Source organism: Rhodococcus oxybenzonivorans (genome assembly GCF_003130705.1).
In the GTDB taxonomy this organism is placed as follows: domain Bacteria; phylum Actinomycetota; class Actinomycetes; order Mycobacteriales; family Mycobacteriaceae; genus Rhodococcus_F; species Rhodococcus_F oxybenzonivorans.
This window is the reverse complement of sequence record NZ_CP021354.1, coordinates 1,190,760-1,206,040: the sequence shown is the minus strand read 5'-3', so window position 1 is coordinate 1,206,040 and position 15,281 is coordinate 1,190,760. Positions and strand designations below refer to the sequence as shown.

The following is a 15,281-nucleotide window of genomic DNA, read 5'->3' as shown; positions in this document are numbered from 1 at the left end:
CTAGCGTGACACCGTCAACGCCCGGCCAACGCGTCCCGTTGGGACTCGACCGTCTCGCGGACGGCAGCCACGACTGCAGCCACCTCGGGTCTGCGGAGCGATTCGGGACGCGCGACGAGCCAGTACGCGAGCGTCGCCTCCACCTGTCCGGGCAGTACGCGAACGAGGTCGTCGTGCCGGTCGGCCATGAAGCACGGCAACAGCCCGATCCCCGCGGCGGCGCGGGTGGCCTCCACATGGACGAACACGTTCGTCGAGGTCACCGACTCCCGCATCGACACAGTGAGCCGGCGCGCCAGGTCCAGTTCATCGACCTGCAGCATCGAGTCGATGAAGTACACCAGGGAATGGTCGGTGAGGTCCGCGACGGTCCGAGGAGTGCCCTTCCGCGCGAGATACGACCGCGACGCATACAGACCGAGGGTGTAATCGGCCAGCCAGACGGCCTCGGCGCGGTGCACCTGCGGTTTGCCCACGACCACCTCGATGTCGAGACCCGAACGGTGCTGGGAGGCCCGGCGCGTGACGGCGACGATCTCTACGGACACCTCGGGGTGCCGGCGGCGAATCAACGCGCCCGCGGGTGCTGCGATGTACGCACTGAACCCGTCGGTCGCCGACACTCGCACCACGCCTTTGAGGCCGTCACCGCCGCCTGGCTCGGCGACGAGCCCGTGCACAGCAGCTTCTACCCGCTCGGCCGCGGTCAGGGCCTGCTGTCCCAGTTCGGTGAGTTCCCATCCGCCGGCGGCCTTCACGAGTACGCGACCGCCGAGGGTTTTCTCGAGGTTTGTGATGCGCCGGGAGATGGTGGTGTGATTTACACCGAGGTCGTCGGCCGCGGTGTTGAAGCGGCCGGTGCGTCCCACCGCCAACAGCACGAGCAGGTCATCTGCGCTGGGCATGGACGTTTCGGAAGTCATGTCTGCATATTTGCACACGGGGGTTGCATCATGCGCCATTGTGTGCGCACAAATATGCATCAATACTCGGCAGGCAACACTCGATGTGTCCCCAGTCACAGGGCAGCAAGGAGCGGCAGATGAGCGTCGACGAGACACTACGCACGGAAGAGACCCCACCGTCGGGGCTGAAGAAGGTGGTCGGCGCGTCGATGGCCGGCACCGTGGTCGAGTGGTACGAGTTCTTCCTCTACGGCACGGCGGCAACCCTGGTCTTCAGCAAAGTGTTCTTCGCGGCCGGAGACAACGAACTCGACGCCATCATCGCGGCCTTCGTCACCTACGCGGTCGGTTTCGTCGCCCGACCGCTCGGCGGCATCGTCTTCGGCCACTTCGGTGACAAGTTCGGCCGCAAACAGCTGCTGCAGTTCAGCCTCGTCCTCGTGGGCACCGCCACCTTCCTCATGGGCTGCCTGCCCACCTTCGCTCAAATCGGTTACTGGGCGCCGGCGTTACTCGTCACGCTTCGCTTCATCCAGGGCTTCGCGGTCGGTGGCGAATGGGGCGGCGCGGTGCTGCTCGTCGCCGAGCACAGCCCCAGCCGATCGCGTGGGTTCTGGGCTTCCTGGCCGCAGGCCGGCGTTCCGGCCGGCAACCTCGTGGCCACCGTCGTACTGCTCATCCTGACGACGACCCTCCCGGACGCCGCCTTCCTGAGCTGGGGCTGGCGTGTGGCCTTCTGGCTCTCCGCCGTGATCGTCCTGGTCGGCTACTACATTCGCACCAAGGTGACCGATGCGCCGATCTTCCTCCAGGCCCAGAAGGATGCCGAGAAGATCAAGGAGACGTCGTTCAACGTCTTCGAGGTGGTCAAACGCTACCCGCGCGGCGTGTTCACCGCGATGGGACTGCGGTTCGGCGAGAACGTCATGTACTACCTCGTCGTCACCTTTTCGATCACCTACCTCAAGGTGGTGGTCCACACCGACACCGCGCAGATCCTGTGGTGGATGCTGATCGCGCATGCGGTGCACTTCGCGGTCATCCCGCTGGTGGGACGGTTGTCCGACAGCATCGGCCGCCGCCCTGTTTACATGATCGGTGCCCTGACCGCGGGAACCTGGGGTTTCTTCGCCTTCCCGATGATGAACAGCGGCCACAACGCCGTCATTCTCGGAGCCATCGTCATCGGCCTGGTGTTCCACGCCTTCATGTACGCCGGCCAGCCCGCGATCATGGCGGAGATGTTCCCCACCCGGATGCGCTACTCGGGTGTCTCCCTCGGCTACCAAGTGACGTCGATCGTGGCCGGCTCTCTGGCCCCCATCATCGCGGCGACCCTGTTGAACAGGTACCACTCCTCGGTCCCCATCGCGATCTATCTCGCGATCGCCTCGCTCATCACCGTCGTCGCCGTGATCGTCGCCAAGGAGACCAAGGGCATCTCCCTCGAATCGATCGACGCGGCCGACGCCCGTACCCTGGCCGCGGAAAAGGCCGGAGCGCCGGCATGACCGCCCGCGACCTCTCCGGCCGCGCCGCACTCGTCACCGGTGGTGCGAGCGGAATCGGTGCAGCATGCGCGCGACACCTGGCCGCACGTGGAGCACAGGTCACCGTCGCAGACCTCGACGATGTCGCGGCCAAGACGCTCGCCGAGGAGATCGACGGAAGCGCCTGGCACGTGGACCTTCTCGACACCGATCAGCTCGCCGATCTGCGCCTGAAGACAGACATCCTCGTCAACAACGCCGGTATCCAGACCGTCAGCCCCATCGAGGAATTCCGCGTCGACGATTTCCGCCGGATCCAAACACTGATGGTGGAGGCACCGTTCCTGCTCATCCGTGCCGCTCTCCCCCACATGTACGCGCAGGGATTCGGTCGGATAGTGAACGTGTCCTCCGTGCACGGACTTCGGGCTTCGGCATTCAAGGTGGCGTACGTGACGGCCAAACACGCGCTCGAGGGCATGTCCAAGGTGACCGCCCTCGAGGGTGGCCCGCACGGCGTGACCAGCAACTGCGTCAACCCCGGTTACGTGTCGACGCCGTTGGTGCAGAAGCAGATCGCCGATCAGGCACAGCTGCACGGCGTCAGTGAGGCCGACGTAGTCGAGAAGGTGATGCTCACCGAGAGCGCGATCAAACGGCTGGTGGAACCGGCCGAGGTCGCATCCCTCGTCGGATGGCTGGCCTCAGCGGACGCCGGTATGGTCACCGGCGCGTCGTACACCATCGACGGCGGGTGGACTGCGCGATAGCCAATCGGCCCGAAAGACGTGCACCCCTGGAATACTCCGGGGTGCACGTCTTTCAGTACTCGAACGGGAACAGAACTACGGGATGGCGATACGCCCCTCGACTGCGGCTAGCCCGATGTCCTTGCGGAAGTGGCTGCCGGGCAGCTTGATTGCGGCGATCTTGGCGTAGGCGTCCTCGCGTGCTTCGCTGAGGTTCGCGCCGACCCCGACGACACTCAGTACACGCCCGCCTGCCGACACCACCTGTCCGTCGACGAGCTTCGTGCCGGCATGGAGCACGCCCTCCCCGTCGGCGCCGCTGATCACGTCACCCGTGCGGGGCGTCGCCGGATAATGTTCGGCCGCCACCACCACGGTGACCGCCGAACCGTCCTGCCATTCGAGCGGCGGGACCTGATCAAGCGTGCCGGTGGCCGCCGCGTTCAGCAGCTCACCCAGCGGACTCTTCAGCAGGGCGAGTACCGCCTGGGTCTCGGGGTCGCCGAAGCGGCAGTTGAACTCGACCACGGCGGGGCCATCCTTGCCGATCGCCAGACCGGCGTACAGCAAACCGCTGAAAGAGCTGCCCCGGGCGACGAGCTCCGCCGCGACCGGCTTGACGACGTCGTCGACGATCTGCGTGACCATCTGCTCGGGCAGCCACGGCAGCGGGGTGTACGCACCCATGCCGCCGGTGTTGGGTCCGGTGTCGCCGTCGCCGACGCGCTTGTGGTCCTGGGCCGGGAGGAGCGGCACCACGGTGTCGCCGTCGACGACGCAGAACAGCGACACCTCGGGGCCGTCGAGGAACGATTCGAGGAGGACCGGGTGCCCGTTCTCGAGCAATTCGGCGGCGTGATCGCGGGCGGCGTCCCGGTCGGTGGTGACCACGACGCCCTTGCCTGCCGCGAGGCCGTCATCCTTGACGACCCAGTTGGGTCCGAAGCGGTCGAGTGCTTCGTCCAGCTTGGCGGGAGAATCGACGATCTCACTGTGCGCGGTCTTCACACCGGCGGCGGCCATCACGTCCTTGGCGAACGCCTTGGAACCCTCGATGCGCGCGGCGTCGGCCGACGGGCCGAAGCAGGCGATTCCCGCAGCGCGGACGGCGTCCGCAACACCCAGAACCAGCGGGACCTCGGGGCCCACCACGACCAGGTCGGCTTCGACCTTCTTCGCGAGATCGGCGACGGCCTCCCCGGAGGCGATGTCGACGGAATGCTGCTCGGCGATCTTGGCGATCCCAGCGTTCCCGGGAGCGCACATCAGGGCAGTGACACCCGGATCGCGAGCGAGGGCGAGGAGGAGGGCATGTTCACGGGCTCCGGAGCCGATAACGAGTACGCGCACGGTGTCAGCGTACGGGCCGCGTAATGCCACCGGTGAGGGTGGCCGGGAACACCCCCTGTGAGTACTTCTTAACACCGGGCGGTTAACAAGTACTCACGGCTGTCAGTCCGTGAGGTCGTACAGCGCCACTCCGTCGACCGTGACGGCGGTGAAGTTCTCCTGCACCCAGGTGGTGATCTCCGACGCCGTGCCGCCACCACCCATTCCCCCTCCGCGACCGCCGGAAATGAAGTAGTGGATCTCACCGTTGGTCACATACTGCTGAAACTGCTCGAGCGTGGGTGACGGGTCGCTCCCGTTGAAACCGCCGATCGGCATCACCGGATCCTCCGTGGCCAGCTGGTACCCCGCCGCGCTGTTGGAGCCGATTGCCGCGGCCACCCAGGTGTAGTCGTCGGCGTTCACTTCGAGGAGCCCTACCAGTTCGGCGCTCGGGGTACTGCCGGAGAGTAGGCCGCCGGCGGCCCCAGCCCCACCTGCGGCTCCAGGAGGCGCTGGGGGTGGTGCCGTGCCGGCTCCCGTGCGTCCAGGTCCGTCCGTTCCGGCCGGCCGGACCATTCCGCCCGGACCTCCACGGCCTCCGACGACGGTGGGTCCGGCCGAGACGATCGAGCCGGTGTGCGGGGTGGCGATCGTGTCGATCGCATAGGCGGCCGGTCCGGCGAGCCCCGCGAACAGAGCCGCCAGGACGGTTGCGACTGCGATGCGACCCCGGGTCGGCGCCGGGATCAGAAGTGCGAGGGCGGACACGACACCCACCGCGACCACCGCCCATTTCACCCACGGCACGAACGACGCGGTGCGGCCGAGCAGGATCCAGGACGTGGCAACGGTGGCCAGCACTGTCGCGGCGAGCACCGCCCTCACCCACAGCGCGTCCCGTCGACGCCACATCGTCACCGATCCGATCGCTACCAGGGCGGCCACGGCCGGTGCGAGCGCGACCGTGTAGTAGGCATGGAAGATGCCGGCCATGAAGCTGAAGGTCAGTCCGGTGACGAGTAGCCAGAGACCCCAGACGAGGAACGACGCGCGCTGGGTGTCGACACGAGGCGCCCAGCTGCGCACTACGAGTCCGGCGACCAGCAGAATCAGCGCTGCCGGGATCAGCCAGGCGATCTGGCCGCCCTGAGCGGACTCGAACATCCGGGTGATGCCCGTGCTGCCCCACATTCCGCCGCCAGGCATACCGCCGTCCATCGCGGCTTCCGCGGCGCCACCCATGGTGGTGGCCGCCACGCCGCGGCCGGGAATGACACTGCCCGTCTCTTCGCCGTTCAATCGGCCGAGTCCGTTGTATCCCAGCGTCAGTTCGAGGATCGAGTTGTTCTGCGAGCCACCGATCCACGGGCGCGACGACGCCGGCCACAATTCGACGGTGAGCAGCCACAGGCCCGCGGACACGATCATCGCGCCGAGTGCGGCGAAGCACTGGGCCAGGCGCGTGCCGAACTTCGGGGGTCCCGCGATCAGATAGGTCAGGGCGAGCGGCGGAACGACGAGCATCACCTGAAGCTGCTTGGTGAGGAAGCCGAATCCGACGAATACACCGGTCAGCACCATCCAGCGGGTGCGTCCGTCCTCTACTGCCCGCAGCATCGCCCAGACGGAGGCGATCATCAGGAGCACGAGCAGGGCGTCGGGGTTGTTGAAGCGGAACATGAGCGCGGCAATGGGCGTCAGCGCGAACACGAGGCCGGCGAGCAGACCGGCCGGGGCACCGAACCACCGCTTCACCGTGGCGTGCAACAGGGCCACCGAACCGACGCCCAGAAGCGCTTGCGGCACCAGCATGGCCCAGGAACTCAAACCGAAGGCCCGGACCGACAATTCCATGACCCACAACGACATCGGAGGCTTGTCGACGGTGATGGAATTGGCGGCGTCCGAGGAGCCGAAGAAGAAGGCCTTCCACGATTCCGACCCGGCCTGGACCGCGGCAGCGTAGAAGGAGTTGGCCCATCCGGAGGCGCCGAGCCCCCACGTGTACGCGACCGCGGTTCCCACCAGAAGGGCGCCGAGCGCCCACAGTTCCCAGCGTTTACGTACCGGTGGTCCGGCCGTCTCGACCTTCGGTGCGTCGAGAGTCGTGGTCATGCAGAAGCTCCTTCGGTTCGAGCGTTCCGGAACACCCAGCGAAGGGCTATGAAACGGCTGACGGTGGCGACGAGGTTGGCGAGCACGAGCACAGCCAGTTCGACGTGCTTGGACGCGTCCGGGGCCGCCGAGTGCAGAACGAACAGTGAACCGCTGGTGAGGAACAATCCGAAGGCGAACACGAACAGGCCCTGCAGCTGGTGTCGGGCGACGCCGTCGGAGCCGCGCACACCGAAAGTGAAGGCGCGGTTCGCGGCCGTGTTGAGGACGGCGGTGACGAGAAGCGAGACGGCGTTGGCCCACTGTGCACCCATCAGTGGATGCAGAATCAGGTACAGCAGCGCATAGGCCAGGGTGGATGCCACTCCTACCACCGCGAATCTGACCAGCTGCCCGACCATTCCGCGCGGCACCCCCGGAACGAGCGGCTCACGACCGAAGCTGGCGCGAAGGCCGCCCAGCGGCAACGAGCCCGTGGACAGGGCGCGGCCCACCCGCCAGACCCCCTTCATGTCGGCGATCGCGGTCGCGACGATGTCGACCCGGCTGTCCGGGTCGTCGACCCAGTCGACCGGGACTTCGTGGATGCGGAGGCCGGCACGCTCGGCGAGGACCAGCAGTTCGGTGTCGAAGAACCAGCCGGTGTCCTCGACCAGGGGAAGTAGACGCTGGGCTACGTCGGCCCGCATTGCTTTGAAGCCGCACTGTGCGTCCGAGAAGCGTGCGTGCAGTGCGCCGCGGAGGATCAGGTTGTAACTGCGGGAGATGAACTCGCGTTTCGGCCCTCGCACCACCCGGGACGAGCGGACGAGTCGCGAGCCGATCGCGACGTCGGAATGCCCGGACAGCAGAGGGGCGATCAGCGGCATGAGGGCGTTGAGGTCAGTCGACAGGTCTACGTCCATGTAGGCCACGACCTCGGCGTCCGATGCACCCCACACCTCCCGCAGCGCGCGGCCCCGCCCCTTCAGGTCGAGGTGGACGACGCGCACGTCGCGGACTTCGGTGGCGAGCCGTTCCGCTACGGCGAGGGTGGCGTCGACGCTGGCGTTGTCGGCAATCGTGATGCGGGCGGAGAAGGGAACATTGTCGTCGAGGTGCCGTCGCAGCCGCCGTACGCAGTGGTCGAGGCCGGCCTCCTCGTTGTACACCGGCACGACAACGTCCAGCACGGGCGCGGTCGGCGAGGTCTCTGTTCGTAACGGTGCACCCGATCCGCGGGAGAGGGAGTTCGTCGTCATGCGTCCCAGATTCGGCCCGAACTCTCCGGCCTCCCTGGACACCGCCTGGCAGTTTCCTGTGCGCTTCGCGCCTGCGAGTACTTGTTAACCGGGGATGGTTAATAAGTACTCACGGGCGGCGAAGCCGCATAATGGCGGCCATGGGATCTGTATTCAGCGCCATCATCAACGGAGATCTACCCGGAAGGTTCGTGTGGGAGGACGAGGATGTCGTCGCGTTCCTCACCATCGCACCCATCACACAAGGCCACACCCTCATCGTGCCGCGGAAAGAGGTGGACCACTGGCAGGAGGTCGACGGTGAGCTGTGGGCCAAGGTGATGGATGTGGCCCGCATCGTCGGGCAGGCTGTGCGCCCGGCGTTCGACGCGCCCCGTGCCGGACTGTTGATCGCCGGACTCGAGGTCCCACACCTGCATGTGCACGTCTTCCCGGCATACGACCTCGGTGATTTCAACATCAGCAATGCAAATCCGGATCCGTCTCAGGAGTCGCAGGACGACGCTATGACGAAGCTCCGCGGCGCCCTCCGCGATCTCGGATACGCAGACAACGTTCCCGACTGAGACATGTGATCTAGAGCGCCCGGGGCAGTTCCACCCGGAAGGTGGCGCCCTCGCCCGGCCGGCTGTCGACGGTCACGGTGCCCTGGTGCGCGGCCACGAGCGCCGCCACGATCGACAGGCCGAGTCCGCTTCCCCCACTCTCTCGGGTGCGGGACGCGTCGGCTCGGTAGAACCGTTCGAATACCCGCGCCGCATCGTCTTCGCTGAGACCCGGGCCGGTGTCGGTTACCTCCAGCACGACCCGGTTCTCCGTGGTCTGCAGTCGAACCGTCACGTCCGCGGTCGCGGGAGTGTGCTTGACGGCGTTGGTAAGTAGGTTGCCGAGCACCTGCCGCAGCCGCGCCTCGTCACCGAGGACTTCGGGGGTTCCCGGTCCGGAACCCACTTCCAGGGCGAAGGAGCGTTCGGGCGCCACCGCGCGGGCAGCGTGCACGGCGTCGGACACCACGGACAGCAGGTCGACCGGCCGATTCTCGAGGGGCCGCTGGGCGTCGAGCCGAGCGAGCATGAGTAGGTCCTCCACGAGTAGACCCATCCGGGAGGCCTCTCCCTCGATACGGCTCATCAACGTCTCGGTGTCGGTCATCGCGCCCTGCCGATACAGTTCGGCGAAACCGCGAATTGTGGTCAGCGGGGTACGCAATTCGTGGCTGGCGTCGGCGACGAATTGCCTCATCTTCTCCTCGGAGCGGCGGGCCGACTCCTCGGACGCTTCTGTTGCGGCGAAGGCATGCTGAATCTGGGCGAGCATCCCATTCAGGGCAACCGACAACCGTCCGATCTCGGTGCGGTCGTCGCGCGCGGGGACACGCCGATGGAGGTCGCCGGCGGCGATCGCGGCGGCGGTCTCCTCGACTTCGCCGAGCGGACGCAGGCTGCGGCGGACGACGAAGTACGCGACGACGCCCAACGCAATGAGCACCACCGCGCCGATGCCGAGTTGCAGGACCACCAATTGGTTCACCGTGTCGTCGTTCTCGGTGAGTGTCACCGCCACCGTCGTCTGGGTGCCGCTCGCCGCGGTGGTGGTGAGCACACGCCAGCGGACATCGGATCCGTCGGTGGAGCCGACCGTCATGGGACCCGAAGAGGGATCGGCAGGAATTGCGGGCGCGCTGGTCTCGTCGTTGATCTGGAAGAGCACCGTTCCGTCCGGGGACACGGCGCGGACATAGAACGGGCTGGGCGGTCGTCCCGGGTTCGGCTCGTCCGGGGGCGGGAGCGGACGCATTTCCCGCGGCTTGGCCCACCCTTGCGCGGCCTCGCGGAGTTGGTGGTCGATTCGGCTCGTCAAAGAATTCTCGAGCGCCGACGTCACCGCGACTCCCGACGCCAGGAGACCGAGTGCCGCGAGCAGCAGCACCGCACTTACCAAGCTGACCCGCAACGGCATCGACCGCACCCACCGCCGACCCGCGTGCCCGGCCGGCGCGACAGAATTCTCTAGTGCGGGTGGGGCGGTCATCGCCGCGGTTCGCGCATCACGTACCCGACGCCCCGAAGGGTGTGAATCAGCGGCTTCTCCCCGGTGTCCACCTTGCGACGCAGGTAGGAGACGTACGACTCCACCACCCCGACCTCACCGCCGAAGTCGTAATTCCACACGTGGTCGAGGATGCGCGGCTTGCTGAGAACCGTGCCTGCGTTCACCATGAAGTACCGCAGCAGGGTGAACTCGGTGGGCGACAGCGATACCAGTTCGCCCGCTTTCCATACCTCACGTGTGTCGTCGTCGAGTTCGATGTCGGCAAACGTGATGCGCGCCGACTGTTCCTCGACCGACACCTTGCCGGATCGACGGAGGATCACACGCAGCCGTGTCACTACTTCTTCGAGACTGAACGGCTTGGTGACGTAGTCGTCGGCGCCGAGTGTGAGGCCGCTGATCTTGTCCTCGACCGCGTCCTTTGCGGTAAGGAAGAGAACCGGCGCGTGCACGCCATCCGCGCGTAGCCGCTGGAGCATCCCGAACCCGTCCATCCCCGGCATCATGACGTCGAGAATTACGGCGTCGGGCCGAAAGGTGCGCGCCGTATCGAGACCTGCCGCGCCGCTCGACGCGATCGCGACCTCGAAACCCTGAAAACGCAGGCTGACGGACAGCAGTTCGAGGATGTTCGGTTCGTCGTCGACGACGAGAACTCGGGCTTCGACGGGCTTCTCATTCACGGAACCCATCATCACGCGGAACGCTGGATCATCGCTGTCGGTTCCCTGGGAAGTTCCTGTGAGCGTCCCAGGGAACCGAGCGGGCGGGCGGTGCGCCCGTCGTCAGCAGACGACGAAGCCCCCTTGTCAGTTGACGACGATGTTGAGGTTGAGGACTACGCCACCGAACGTCAGAATCGTGTTGGCCAGACCGAGCGTGACACCGCTGTTGAGTGCGCCGAGTAATCCGAGCATCATGTTCTCCATCATCTCCCCCTGTGCCAGGGCGGACTTCCGTGTCGAGCCGATTACGCGCGTTGCTTGCACGTTGTCGAGAACAATAGGTGAACCGTCGCAAATCTGTGGCGACACTCGCATTGGATTTTCCCGAAATTTCTCACCGAGACTTTTTCGGCGAAAAGAGCCGAGATTCGAGAGCGATGAGCAAGGATGGGAAAGTTGTGCCTTCCGCAGGCTGGGGCGCCCCGGGTACACTGCGGCCCCGCCGCAGGAGACGCGGCGGGGCCGTCGATCGCAGATGTGGTGAAAGTAGGTGTCCTGCTGTCGGTCCGACAGCTGTCGACGTCGACCGGTTTCTCAGCCGACCACGTTCAGGTTGAGAACCACTCCCCCGAACGTCCCGATAGTGTTGGCAATCCCGAGTGTGAACGCGCTGTTGATTGCGGCAAGCAGTCCGAGCATCATGATATGCCTCGTCATCGTCGGTGGAGTGCGCACGGAATTCACGCATTGTGCTCGACAATAAACAAGCAGGCCGCGATCCGCTGAGTTATTCGGCGCATTCGCCGGCGTGAACCCGAACCGATAACAATGCGTTTCCCCGCCGTGTCACAAAAAGGAAATCCGCCGAGACGAGGGAGACTTATCCGGCGTTTTCCTGCACGCGCCGACCACTGCGTTCAGCCCGCGGCACGGGCTTTCGGTACCGTGAAGGTCGTCGATACGACACCCGGACGAGCGCACCGTACCCGGCCAGCGACAAGACGGTGCTCGGGAGAGTGTCATGGCGTGGATCGTGCTGGTGCTGTCGGGCGTGCTGGAGGCCGTTTGGGCCACCGCTCTCGGTCGGTCCGAGGGGTTCAGCAAAATCAGCCCCAGTGTCGTATTCGTCATTGCGCTGGTCCTCAGCATGGCGGGGCTGGCCTTCGCGATGCGTACTCTGCCGACCGGGACGGCATACGCAGTGTGGGTGGGAATCGGCGCTTCCCTTACCGTCGGTTTCGCGATGGCGACCGGCGCCGAAAACACATCGCTCGTCAAGATCCTGCTGGTCGCCGCCATCGTGGCATGCGTCGTGGGACTCAAAGTCCTGCACTGAGTGCCCGAGCCGCGAAATGCTTGTGTGTCGCGGGTTACAGTAATCGTATGAACGTGGTCTCGTTGCTGGCCCTCCCGGTGCGCGCCGGACTTGCGGCGGCCGATGTCGGACTCGGAATCGCCGAGGCCACCTTGGCGACGGTGCGCACAGCGGTAGCAGGCACCGGAGTGGTCACCGGCATGGGCGCTTCCGGCAGCCCGCTGCAGATGATCAGTCAGCTGTCCTCACTGGCGGCGAACGACAGGCCACTCGGACAAGCACTCCAGCCCGGAGGACCCCTCGATCGACTGCTTGCGCCGGGTGGCCCGGTCGACCGGCTGACCTCCGAAGGTGGCACCCTCGAACGGCTCCTCGAACCCGGCGGACCGCTCGACCGGGTGCTCGCGAAGGACGGCCCACTCGACCGCGTTCTCGCCGAGGACGGCACGCTCGAGCGTCTACTCGCCAAGGATGGACTGCTCGACCGCCTCACCGCCGAGCAAGGCCCCCTCGAACGACTCACAGCCGCCGACGGCGCCGTCGAGCGACTCACCGCGCAGGGCGGCATCGTGGACCGCGCCCTGGCCGAGAACGGGATCCTCGACACGCTGCTGTCGGAGGGTGGCGCTTTCGAACGGCTGATCGCCGAGGGCGGACCGCTCGACCAGATCGTCGCGCTCTCGGAAACCTTGACCGCACTGGCGCCGAATCTCGAGCGGATGAGCGCGAGCATCGATCTGCTACAGGACACAGTCGCGGTTTTGAGCGCAGCCGTCGGCCCCCTCGGGGAACTCGCCGGCCGCCTTCCTGGACGCTGGCTCAAGGGCAAGGGCGATCGACCGGGCATCGATTACACGCTGGGTCCTGCCTGACGCGTTCGTGAAAACATCTCGCCCTGCCATCTGACAGGTGCCCGCAGCCGGGCTGCTCTGCGCGTCGAACGTCAACGCCCGCAGCTGCCGGAGCCTCAACGCTCCGAACCCCCTTCTGAATTCGTTGCATCAACCCTCTTGCGCAAACGGTATTCAGCGTTACTATCTAGTGGTAGTCATTAACACTGAGTAGCCGGAAGGAGGGTCCGATGGGCAAGCAGATGACCGAGATGCTCAAGGGCACGCTCGAGGGCATCGTCCTGGCGATCCTGGCCGCGCGGCCGGCGTACGGCTACGAGATCACGGCGCGACTTCGCGAGCAGGGTTTCTCCGAGATCGCCGAGGGCACCATCTACGCCCTGCTGGTCAGGATCGAGCAGCGAGGTCTCGTCGACGTGGAGAAGGTCCCGTCCGAGAAGGGTCCGCCGCGCAAGGTGTACTCGCTCAACCCACACGGTGGCGGGTACCTCCAAGAATTCTGGAAGACGTGGACCTTCCTCGCAGAGCGGATCGACCAGCTCCACCAGCACATCGAGCACCCACGAAGCGAAGGAGAGTAATCATGGCCGCACGATGGATCGAGCAGATCACAGGTTTGTTCGAGGACAAGAAGCGCTGGCGCCGGTACAAAGCTCGCAAGGAACAGCTTCCCACGAGCTACCGAACCGGGATCGACGGGATCGAACGCTACTTCATGTACGCCGGATCGATCGTCAAGGGCGATGTGCTCATCCAGATGCTCGAGGACCTCGCCGACCTGATCGAGCGCGCCGCCGCCGACGGCACCCCGATCCGCGGCATCGTCGGGGACGACCCAGTCGAATTCGCAGACACTTTCATCCAGAACTACTCGGACGGCCGATGGATCAACAAGGAGCGCAAGCGCCTGACGGACGCCCTCGACAAGGCCGCCGACGAGGGCGTGAACGCGCCGGAAACGGAGAACCGGCCATGACCGCCGATCAGGCGCTCGAACCGGCGATCCGAGTGCGGGGCATCGTGAAATCGTTCAAGGACTTGCAGGTGTTGCGGGGAGTCGACTTCGACGTGACCGCGGGGAGCATCTTCGCGCTTCTCGGCTCGAACGGTGCGGGCAAGACCACGCTGGTGCGAATCCTGTCAACGCTGTTGAAGGCCGACGCGGGCACCGCCACGATCCACGGCTTCGACGTCGCTGCGAAGCCCGGCGAGGTACGCGAGTCGATCAGTCTGACAGGCCAATTCGCCGCGATCGATGAAGTGCTCACCGGCCGGGAGAACCTCGTGCTGGTCGCCAAGCTGCGCCACCTGAAGAATCCGGGTGCGATCGCCGACGACATGCTCGCCCGCTTCTCGCTCACCGAAGCGGGGAACCGCAAGGCGACGACGTACTCCGGTGGCATGCGACGCCGGCTCGACATCGCAATGAGCCTGATCGGGAACCCGCCGATCATCTTCCTCGACGAACCCACCACTGGGCTGGACCCGCAGGCCCGGATCGAGGTGTGGCAGACGGTCAAGGAACTCGCCAGGACCGGCACGACCGTACTGCTGACCACCCAGCACCTCGACGAGGCCGAGCAGCTCGCCGACCGCATCGCAATTCTCCACCAGGGCATCATCATTCAGAACGGCACCCTCGCCGAGCTCGAGCAGCTCCTTCCGCCCGCCAAGGTCGAGTACATCGAGAAGCAGCCCTCCCTCGAGGACGTCTTCCTCGCCCTCGTCGGTGACACCACCGTCCCAGCAGGAAAGGAAGCCCGATGACCACCCATGTCCTCGGCGACACCGGCGTCCTCACCGGCCGCTCGCTGCAGCACATCCTCCGCAGCCCCGACACGATCGTCGCTACCGCGGTCACCCCGATCGCGCTGATGCTGCTGTTCACCTACGTCTTCGGCGGCGCGATCAACACCGGATCCGACCAGTCGTACGGCACCTACATGCTCCCCGGCATCTTGCTCATCACGATCGCGTCCGGCGTCGCGTACACCGCGTACCGACTGTTCCTCGACATGCAGGGCGGCATATTCGAACGCTTTCAATCCATGCCGATCGCGAGGTCGAGTGTGCTGTGGGCGCATGTGCTCACGTCCGTGGCCGCGAACCTGGTCTCGGTCACGATCGTCACCGGTGTCGCGCTGATCATGGGGTTCCGCACCGGAGCATCCGTGGCCGCCTGGCTCGCGGTCGCGGGCATCCTGATTTTGTTCACCCTCGCGCTGACCTGGATCGCCGTGATTGCCGGACTCTCGGCGAAGACGATCGACGGCGCGAGCGCGTTCAGCTACCCGCTGATCTTCCTGCCGTTCATCAGCTCGGCCTTCGTGCCTACCGACTCGATGCCCGGACCGGTCGCATGGTTCGCCGAGAACCAGCCCGTGACTTACGTCGTGAACACCATCCGAGCACTGTTCGCCCAGCAACCCGTCGGCACTGACATCTGGATCGCTCTCGGGTGGCTGGTCGGCATCCTCGTTGTCGCCTACGCCTTCGCGACCGCCATCTACCGGCGCAAGATCAGCTGAGCACGAGGTCTTCCGCGGAAGACGCGCCCGCTCCCCGA

16 protein-coding genes and 1 riboswitch are annotated in these 15,281 nt (G+C 65.9%); of the genes, 9 read left to right on the top strand and 7 right to left on the bottom strand.

The annotated features are described in order from the left end of the window. Window positions 1-14: 14 nt before the first annotated feature. Window positions 15-923: a LysR family transcriptional regulator gene (locus CBI38_RS05770; protein WP_109327123.1), complete on the bottom strand. Its 909-nt coding sequence runs from the start codon at window positions 921-923 to the stop codon at window positions 15-17. Window positions 924-1,042: 119 nt separating this feature from the next. Between CBI38_RS05770 and CBI38_RS05765 the strand changes: the two genes are divergently transcribed. After that, window positions 1,043-2,416, top strand: a complete 1,374-nt coding sequence (locus CBI38_RS05765) for an MFS transporter (RefSeq protein ID WP_109327122.1) — start codon at window positions 1,043-1,045, stop codon at window positions 2,414-2,416. Next, complete coding sequence (locus tag CBI38_RS05760) at window positions 2,413-3,165, top strand: 3-hydroxybutyrate dehydrogenase (protein ID WP_109327119.1); 753 nt, start codon at window positions 2,413-2,415, stop codon at window positions 3,163-3,165. Before CBI38_RS05765 ends, CBI38_RS05760 begins: the two co-directional genes overlap by 4 nt. 75 nt (window positions 3,166-3,240) lie before the next feature. On the opposite strand, the gene purD is transcribed toward CBI38_RS05760, so the two are convergent. The 3 genes from purD to CBI38_RS05745 all read right to left on the bottom strand — a co-directional run bounded on the left by purD (window position 3,241) and on the right by CBI38_RS05745 (window position 7,832). Further along, the gene (gene purD / locus CBI38_RS05755; RefSeq protein WP_109327118.1) at window positions 3,241-4,494 is read right to left on the bottom strand and encodes a phosphoribosylamine--glycine ligase; all 1,254 of its coding nucleotides are present in this window, start codon (window positions 4,492-4,494) and stop codon (window positions 3,241-3,243) included. A gap of 102 nt (window positions 4,495-4,596) precedes the next feature. Next, a complete protein-coding gene (locus tag CBI38_RS05750) occupies window positions 4,597-6,591 on the bottom strand; it encodes an ArnT family glycosyltransferase (RefSeq protein WP_109327117.1) in 1,995 nt (664 codons plus the stop codon). Continuing rightward, window positions 6,588-7,832, bottom strand: a complete 1,245-nt coding sequence (locus CBI38_RS05745; protein WP_109334882.1) for a bifunctional glycosyltransferase family 2/GtrA family protein — start codon at window positions 7,830-7,832, stop codon at window positions 6,588-6,590. Before CBI38_RS05745 ends, CBI38_RS05750 begins: the two co-directional genes overlap by 4 nt. A gap of 140 nt (window positions 7,833-7,972) precedes the next feature. Between CBI38_RS05745 and CBI38_RS05740 the strand changes: the two genes are divergently transcribed. Beyond that, window positions 7,973-8,398 carry an HIT family protein gene (locus CBI38_RS05740; protein ID WP_109334881.1) on the top strand — a complete coding sequence of 142 codons (426 nt, stop codon included), beginning with the start codon at window positions 7,973-7,975 and terminating at the stop codon, window positions 8,396-8,398. A gap of 10 nt (window positions 8,399-8,408) precedes the next feature. Here the strand turns inward: CBI38_RS05740 and CBI38_RS05735 are convergent, their stop codons facing one another. The 3 genes from CBI38_RS05735 to CBI38_RS37735 form a co-directional block, all read right to left on the bottom strand. Next, window positions 8,409-9,791: a sensor histidine kinase gene (locus tag CBI38_RS05735; RefSeq protein WP_109334880.1), complete on the bottom strand. Its 1,383-nt coding sequence runs from the start codon at window positions 9,789-9,791 to the stop codon at window positions 8,409-8,411. A gap of 68 nt (window positions 9,792-9,859) precedes the next feature. Continuing rightward, window positions 9,860-10,576, bottom strand: coding sequence for a response regulator transcription factor (locus tag CBI38_RS05730; RefSeq protein WP_204164947.1), 717 nt, complete (start codon window positions 10,574-10,576; stop codon window positions 9,860-9,862). Between the two features lie 117 nt (window positions 10,577-10,693). After that, entirely contained in the window at window positions 10,694-10,924 is a 231-nt protein-coding gene (locus CBI38_RS37735) for a hypothetical protein (RefSeq protein ID WP_204165009.1), read from the bottom strand. Between the two features lie 571 nt (window positions 10,925-11,495). Further along, window positions 11,496-11,560: riboswitch (guanidine-III (ykkC-III) riboswitch) on the top strand. Between the two features lie 10 nt (window positions 11,561-11,570). Between CBI38_RS37735 and CBI38_RS05725 the strand changes: the two genes are divergently transcribed. The 6 genes from CBI38_RS05725 (at window position 11,571) to CBI38_RS05700 (ending at window position 15,243) form a co-directional block, all read left to right on the top strand. Next, window positions 11,571-11,885, top strand: coding sequence for a DMT family transporter (locus CBI38_RS05725; protein WP_109327112.1), 315 nt, complete (start codon window positions 11,571-11,573; stop codon window positions 11,883-11,885). Window positions 11,886-11,932: 47 nt separating this feature from the next. Further along, window positions 11,933-12,736, top strand: a complete 804-nt coding sequence (locus CBI38_RS05720; RefSeq protein WP_109327111.1) for an ABC transporter — start codon at window positions 11,933-11,935, stop codon at window positions 12,734-12,736. 209 nt (window positions 12,737-12,945) lie between these two features. Next, window positions 12,946-13,296 (top strand): PadR family transcriptional regulator, encoded by a 351-nt coding sequence (locus tag CBI38_RS05715; RefSeq protein ID WP_109327107.1) that lies wholly within the window; start codon window positions 12,946-12,948, stop codon window positions 13,294-13,296. Window positions 13,297-13,298: 2 nt separating this feature from the next. After that, window positions 13,299-13,691 (top strand): DUF1048 domain-containing protein, encoded by a 393-nt coding sequence (locus CBI38_RS05710; protein WP_109327106.1) that lies wholly within the window; start codon window positions 13,299-13,301, stop codon window positions 13,689-13,691. Next, window positions 13,688-14,482, top strand: coding sequence for an ABC transporter ATP-binding protein (locus CBI38_RS05705; protein ID WP_109327105.1), 795 nt, complete (start codon window positions 13,688-13,690; stop codon window positions 14,480-14,482). The genes CBI38_RS05710 and CBI38_RS05705 overlap by 4 nt, the downstream gene beginning before the upstream one ends. Further along, on the top strand, window positions 14,479-15,243 hold the full coding sequence (locus tag CBI38_RS05700; RefSeq protein WP_109327102.1) for an ABC transporter permease: 765 nt from the start codon (window positions 14,479-14,481) through the stop codon (window positions 15,241-15,243). Before CBI38_RS05705 ends, CBI38_RS05700 begins: the two co-directional genes overlap by 4 nt. The last annotated feature ends 38 nt before the right edge of the window (window positions 15,244-15,281 follow it).

Coding starts and splice junctions, on each gene's coding strand:
- CBI38_RS05770 (WP_109327123.1), bottom strand. CDS start 923: ATGACTTCCGAAACGTCCATGCCCAGCGCAGATGACCTGCTCGTGCTG.
- CBI38_RS05765 (WP_109327122.1), top strand. CDS start 1,043: ATGAGCGTCGACGAGACACTACGCACGGAAGAGACCCCACCGTCGGGG.
- CBI38_RS05760 (WP_109327119.1), top strand. CDS start 2,413: ATGACCGCCCGCGACCTCTCCGGCCGCGCCGCACTCGTCACCGGTGGT.
- CBI38_RS05750 (WP_109327117.1), bottom strand. CDS start 6,591: ATGACCACGACTCTCGACGCACCGAAGGTCGAGACGGCCGGACCACCG.
- CBI38_RS05745 (WP_109334882.1), bottom strand. CDS start 7,832: ATGACGACGAACTCCCTCTCCCGCGGATCGGGTGCACCGTTACGAACA.
- CBI38_RS05740 (WP_109334881.1), top strand. CDS start 7,973: ATGGGATCTGTATTCAGCGCCATCATCAACGGAGATCTACCCGGAAGG.
- CBI38_RS05735 (WP_109334880.1), bottom strand. CDS start 9,791: ATGCCGTTGCGGGTCAGCTTGGTAAGTGCGGTGCTGCTGCTCGCGGCA.
- CBI38_RS05730 (WP_204164947.1), bottom strand. CDS start 10,576: ATGGGTTCCGTGAATGAGAAGCCCGTCGAAGCCCGAGTTCTCGTCGTC.
- CBI38_RS37735 (WP_204165009.1), bottom strand. CDS start 10,924: ATGCGAGTGTCGCCACAGATTTGCGACGGTTCACCTATTGTTCTCGAC.
- CBI38_RS05725 (WP_109327112.1), top strand. CDS start 11,571: ATGGCGTGGATCGTGCTGGTGCTGTCGGGCGTGCTGGAGGCCGTTTGG.
- CBI38_RS05720 (WP_109327111.1), top strand. CDS start 11,933: ATGAACGTGGTCTCGTTGCTGGCCCTCCCGGTGCGCGCCGGACTTGCG.
- CBI38_RS05715 (WP_109327107.1), top strand. CDS start 12,946: ATGGGCAAGCAGATGACCGAGATGCTCAAGGGCACGCTCGAGGGCATC.
- CBI38_RS05710 (WP_109327106.1), top strand. CDS start 13,299: ATGGCCGCACGATGGATCGAGCAGATCACAGGTTTGTTCGAGGACAAG.
- CBI38_RS05705 (WP_109327105.1), top strand. CDS start 13,688: ATGACCGCCGATCAGGCGCTCGAACCGGCGATCCGAGTGCGGGGCATC.
- CBI38_RS05700 (WP_109327102.1), top strand. CDS start 14,479: ATGACCACCCATGTCCTCGGCGACACCGGCGTCCTCACCGGCCGCTCG.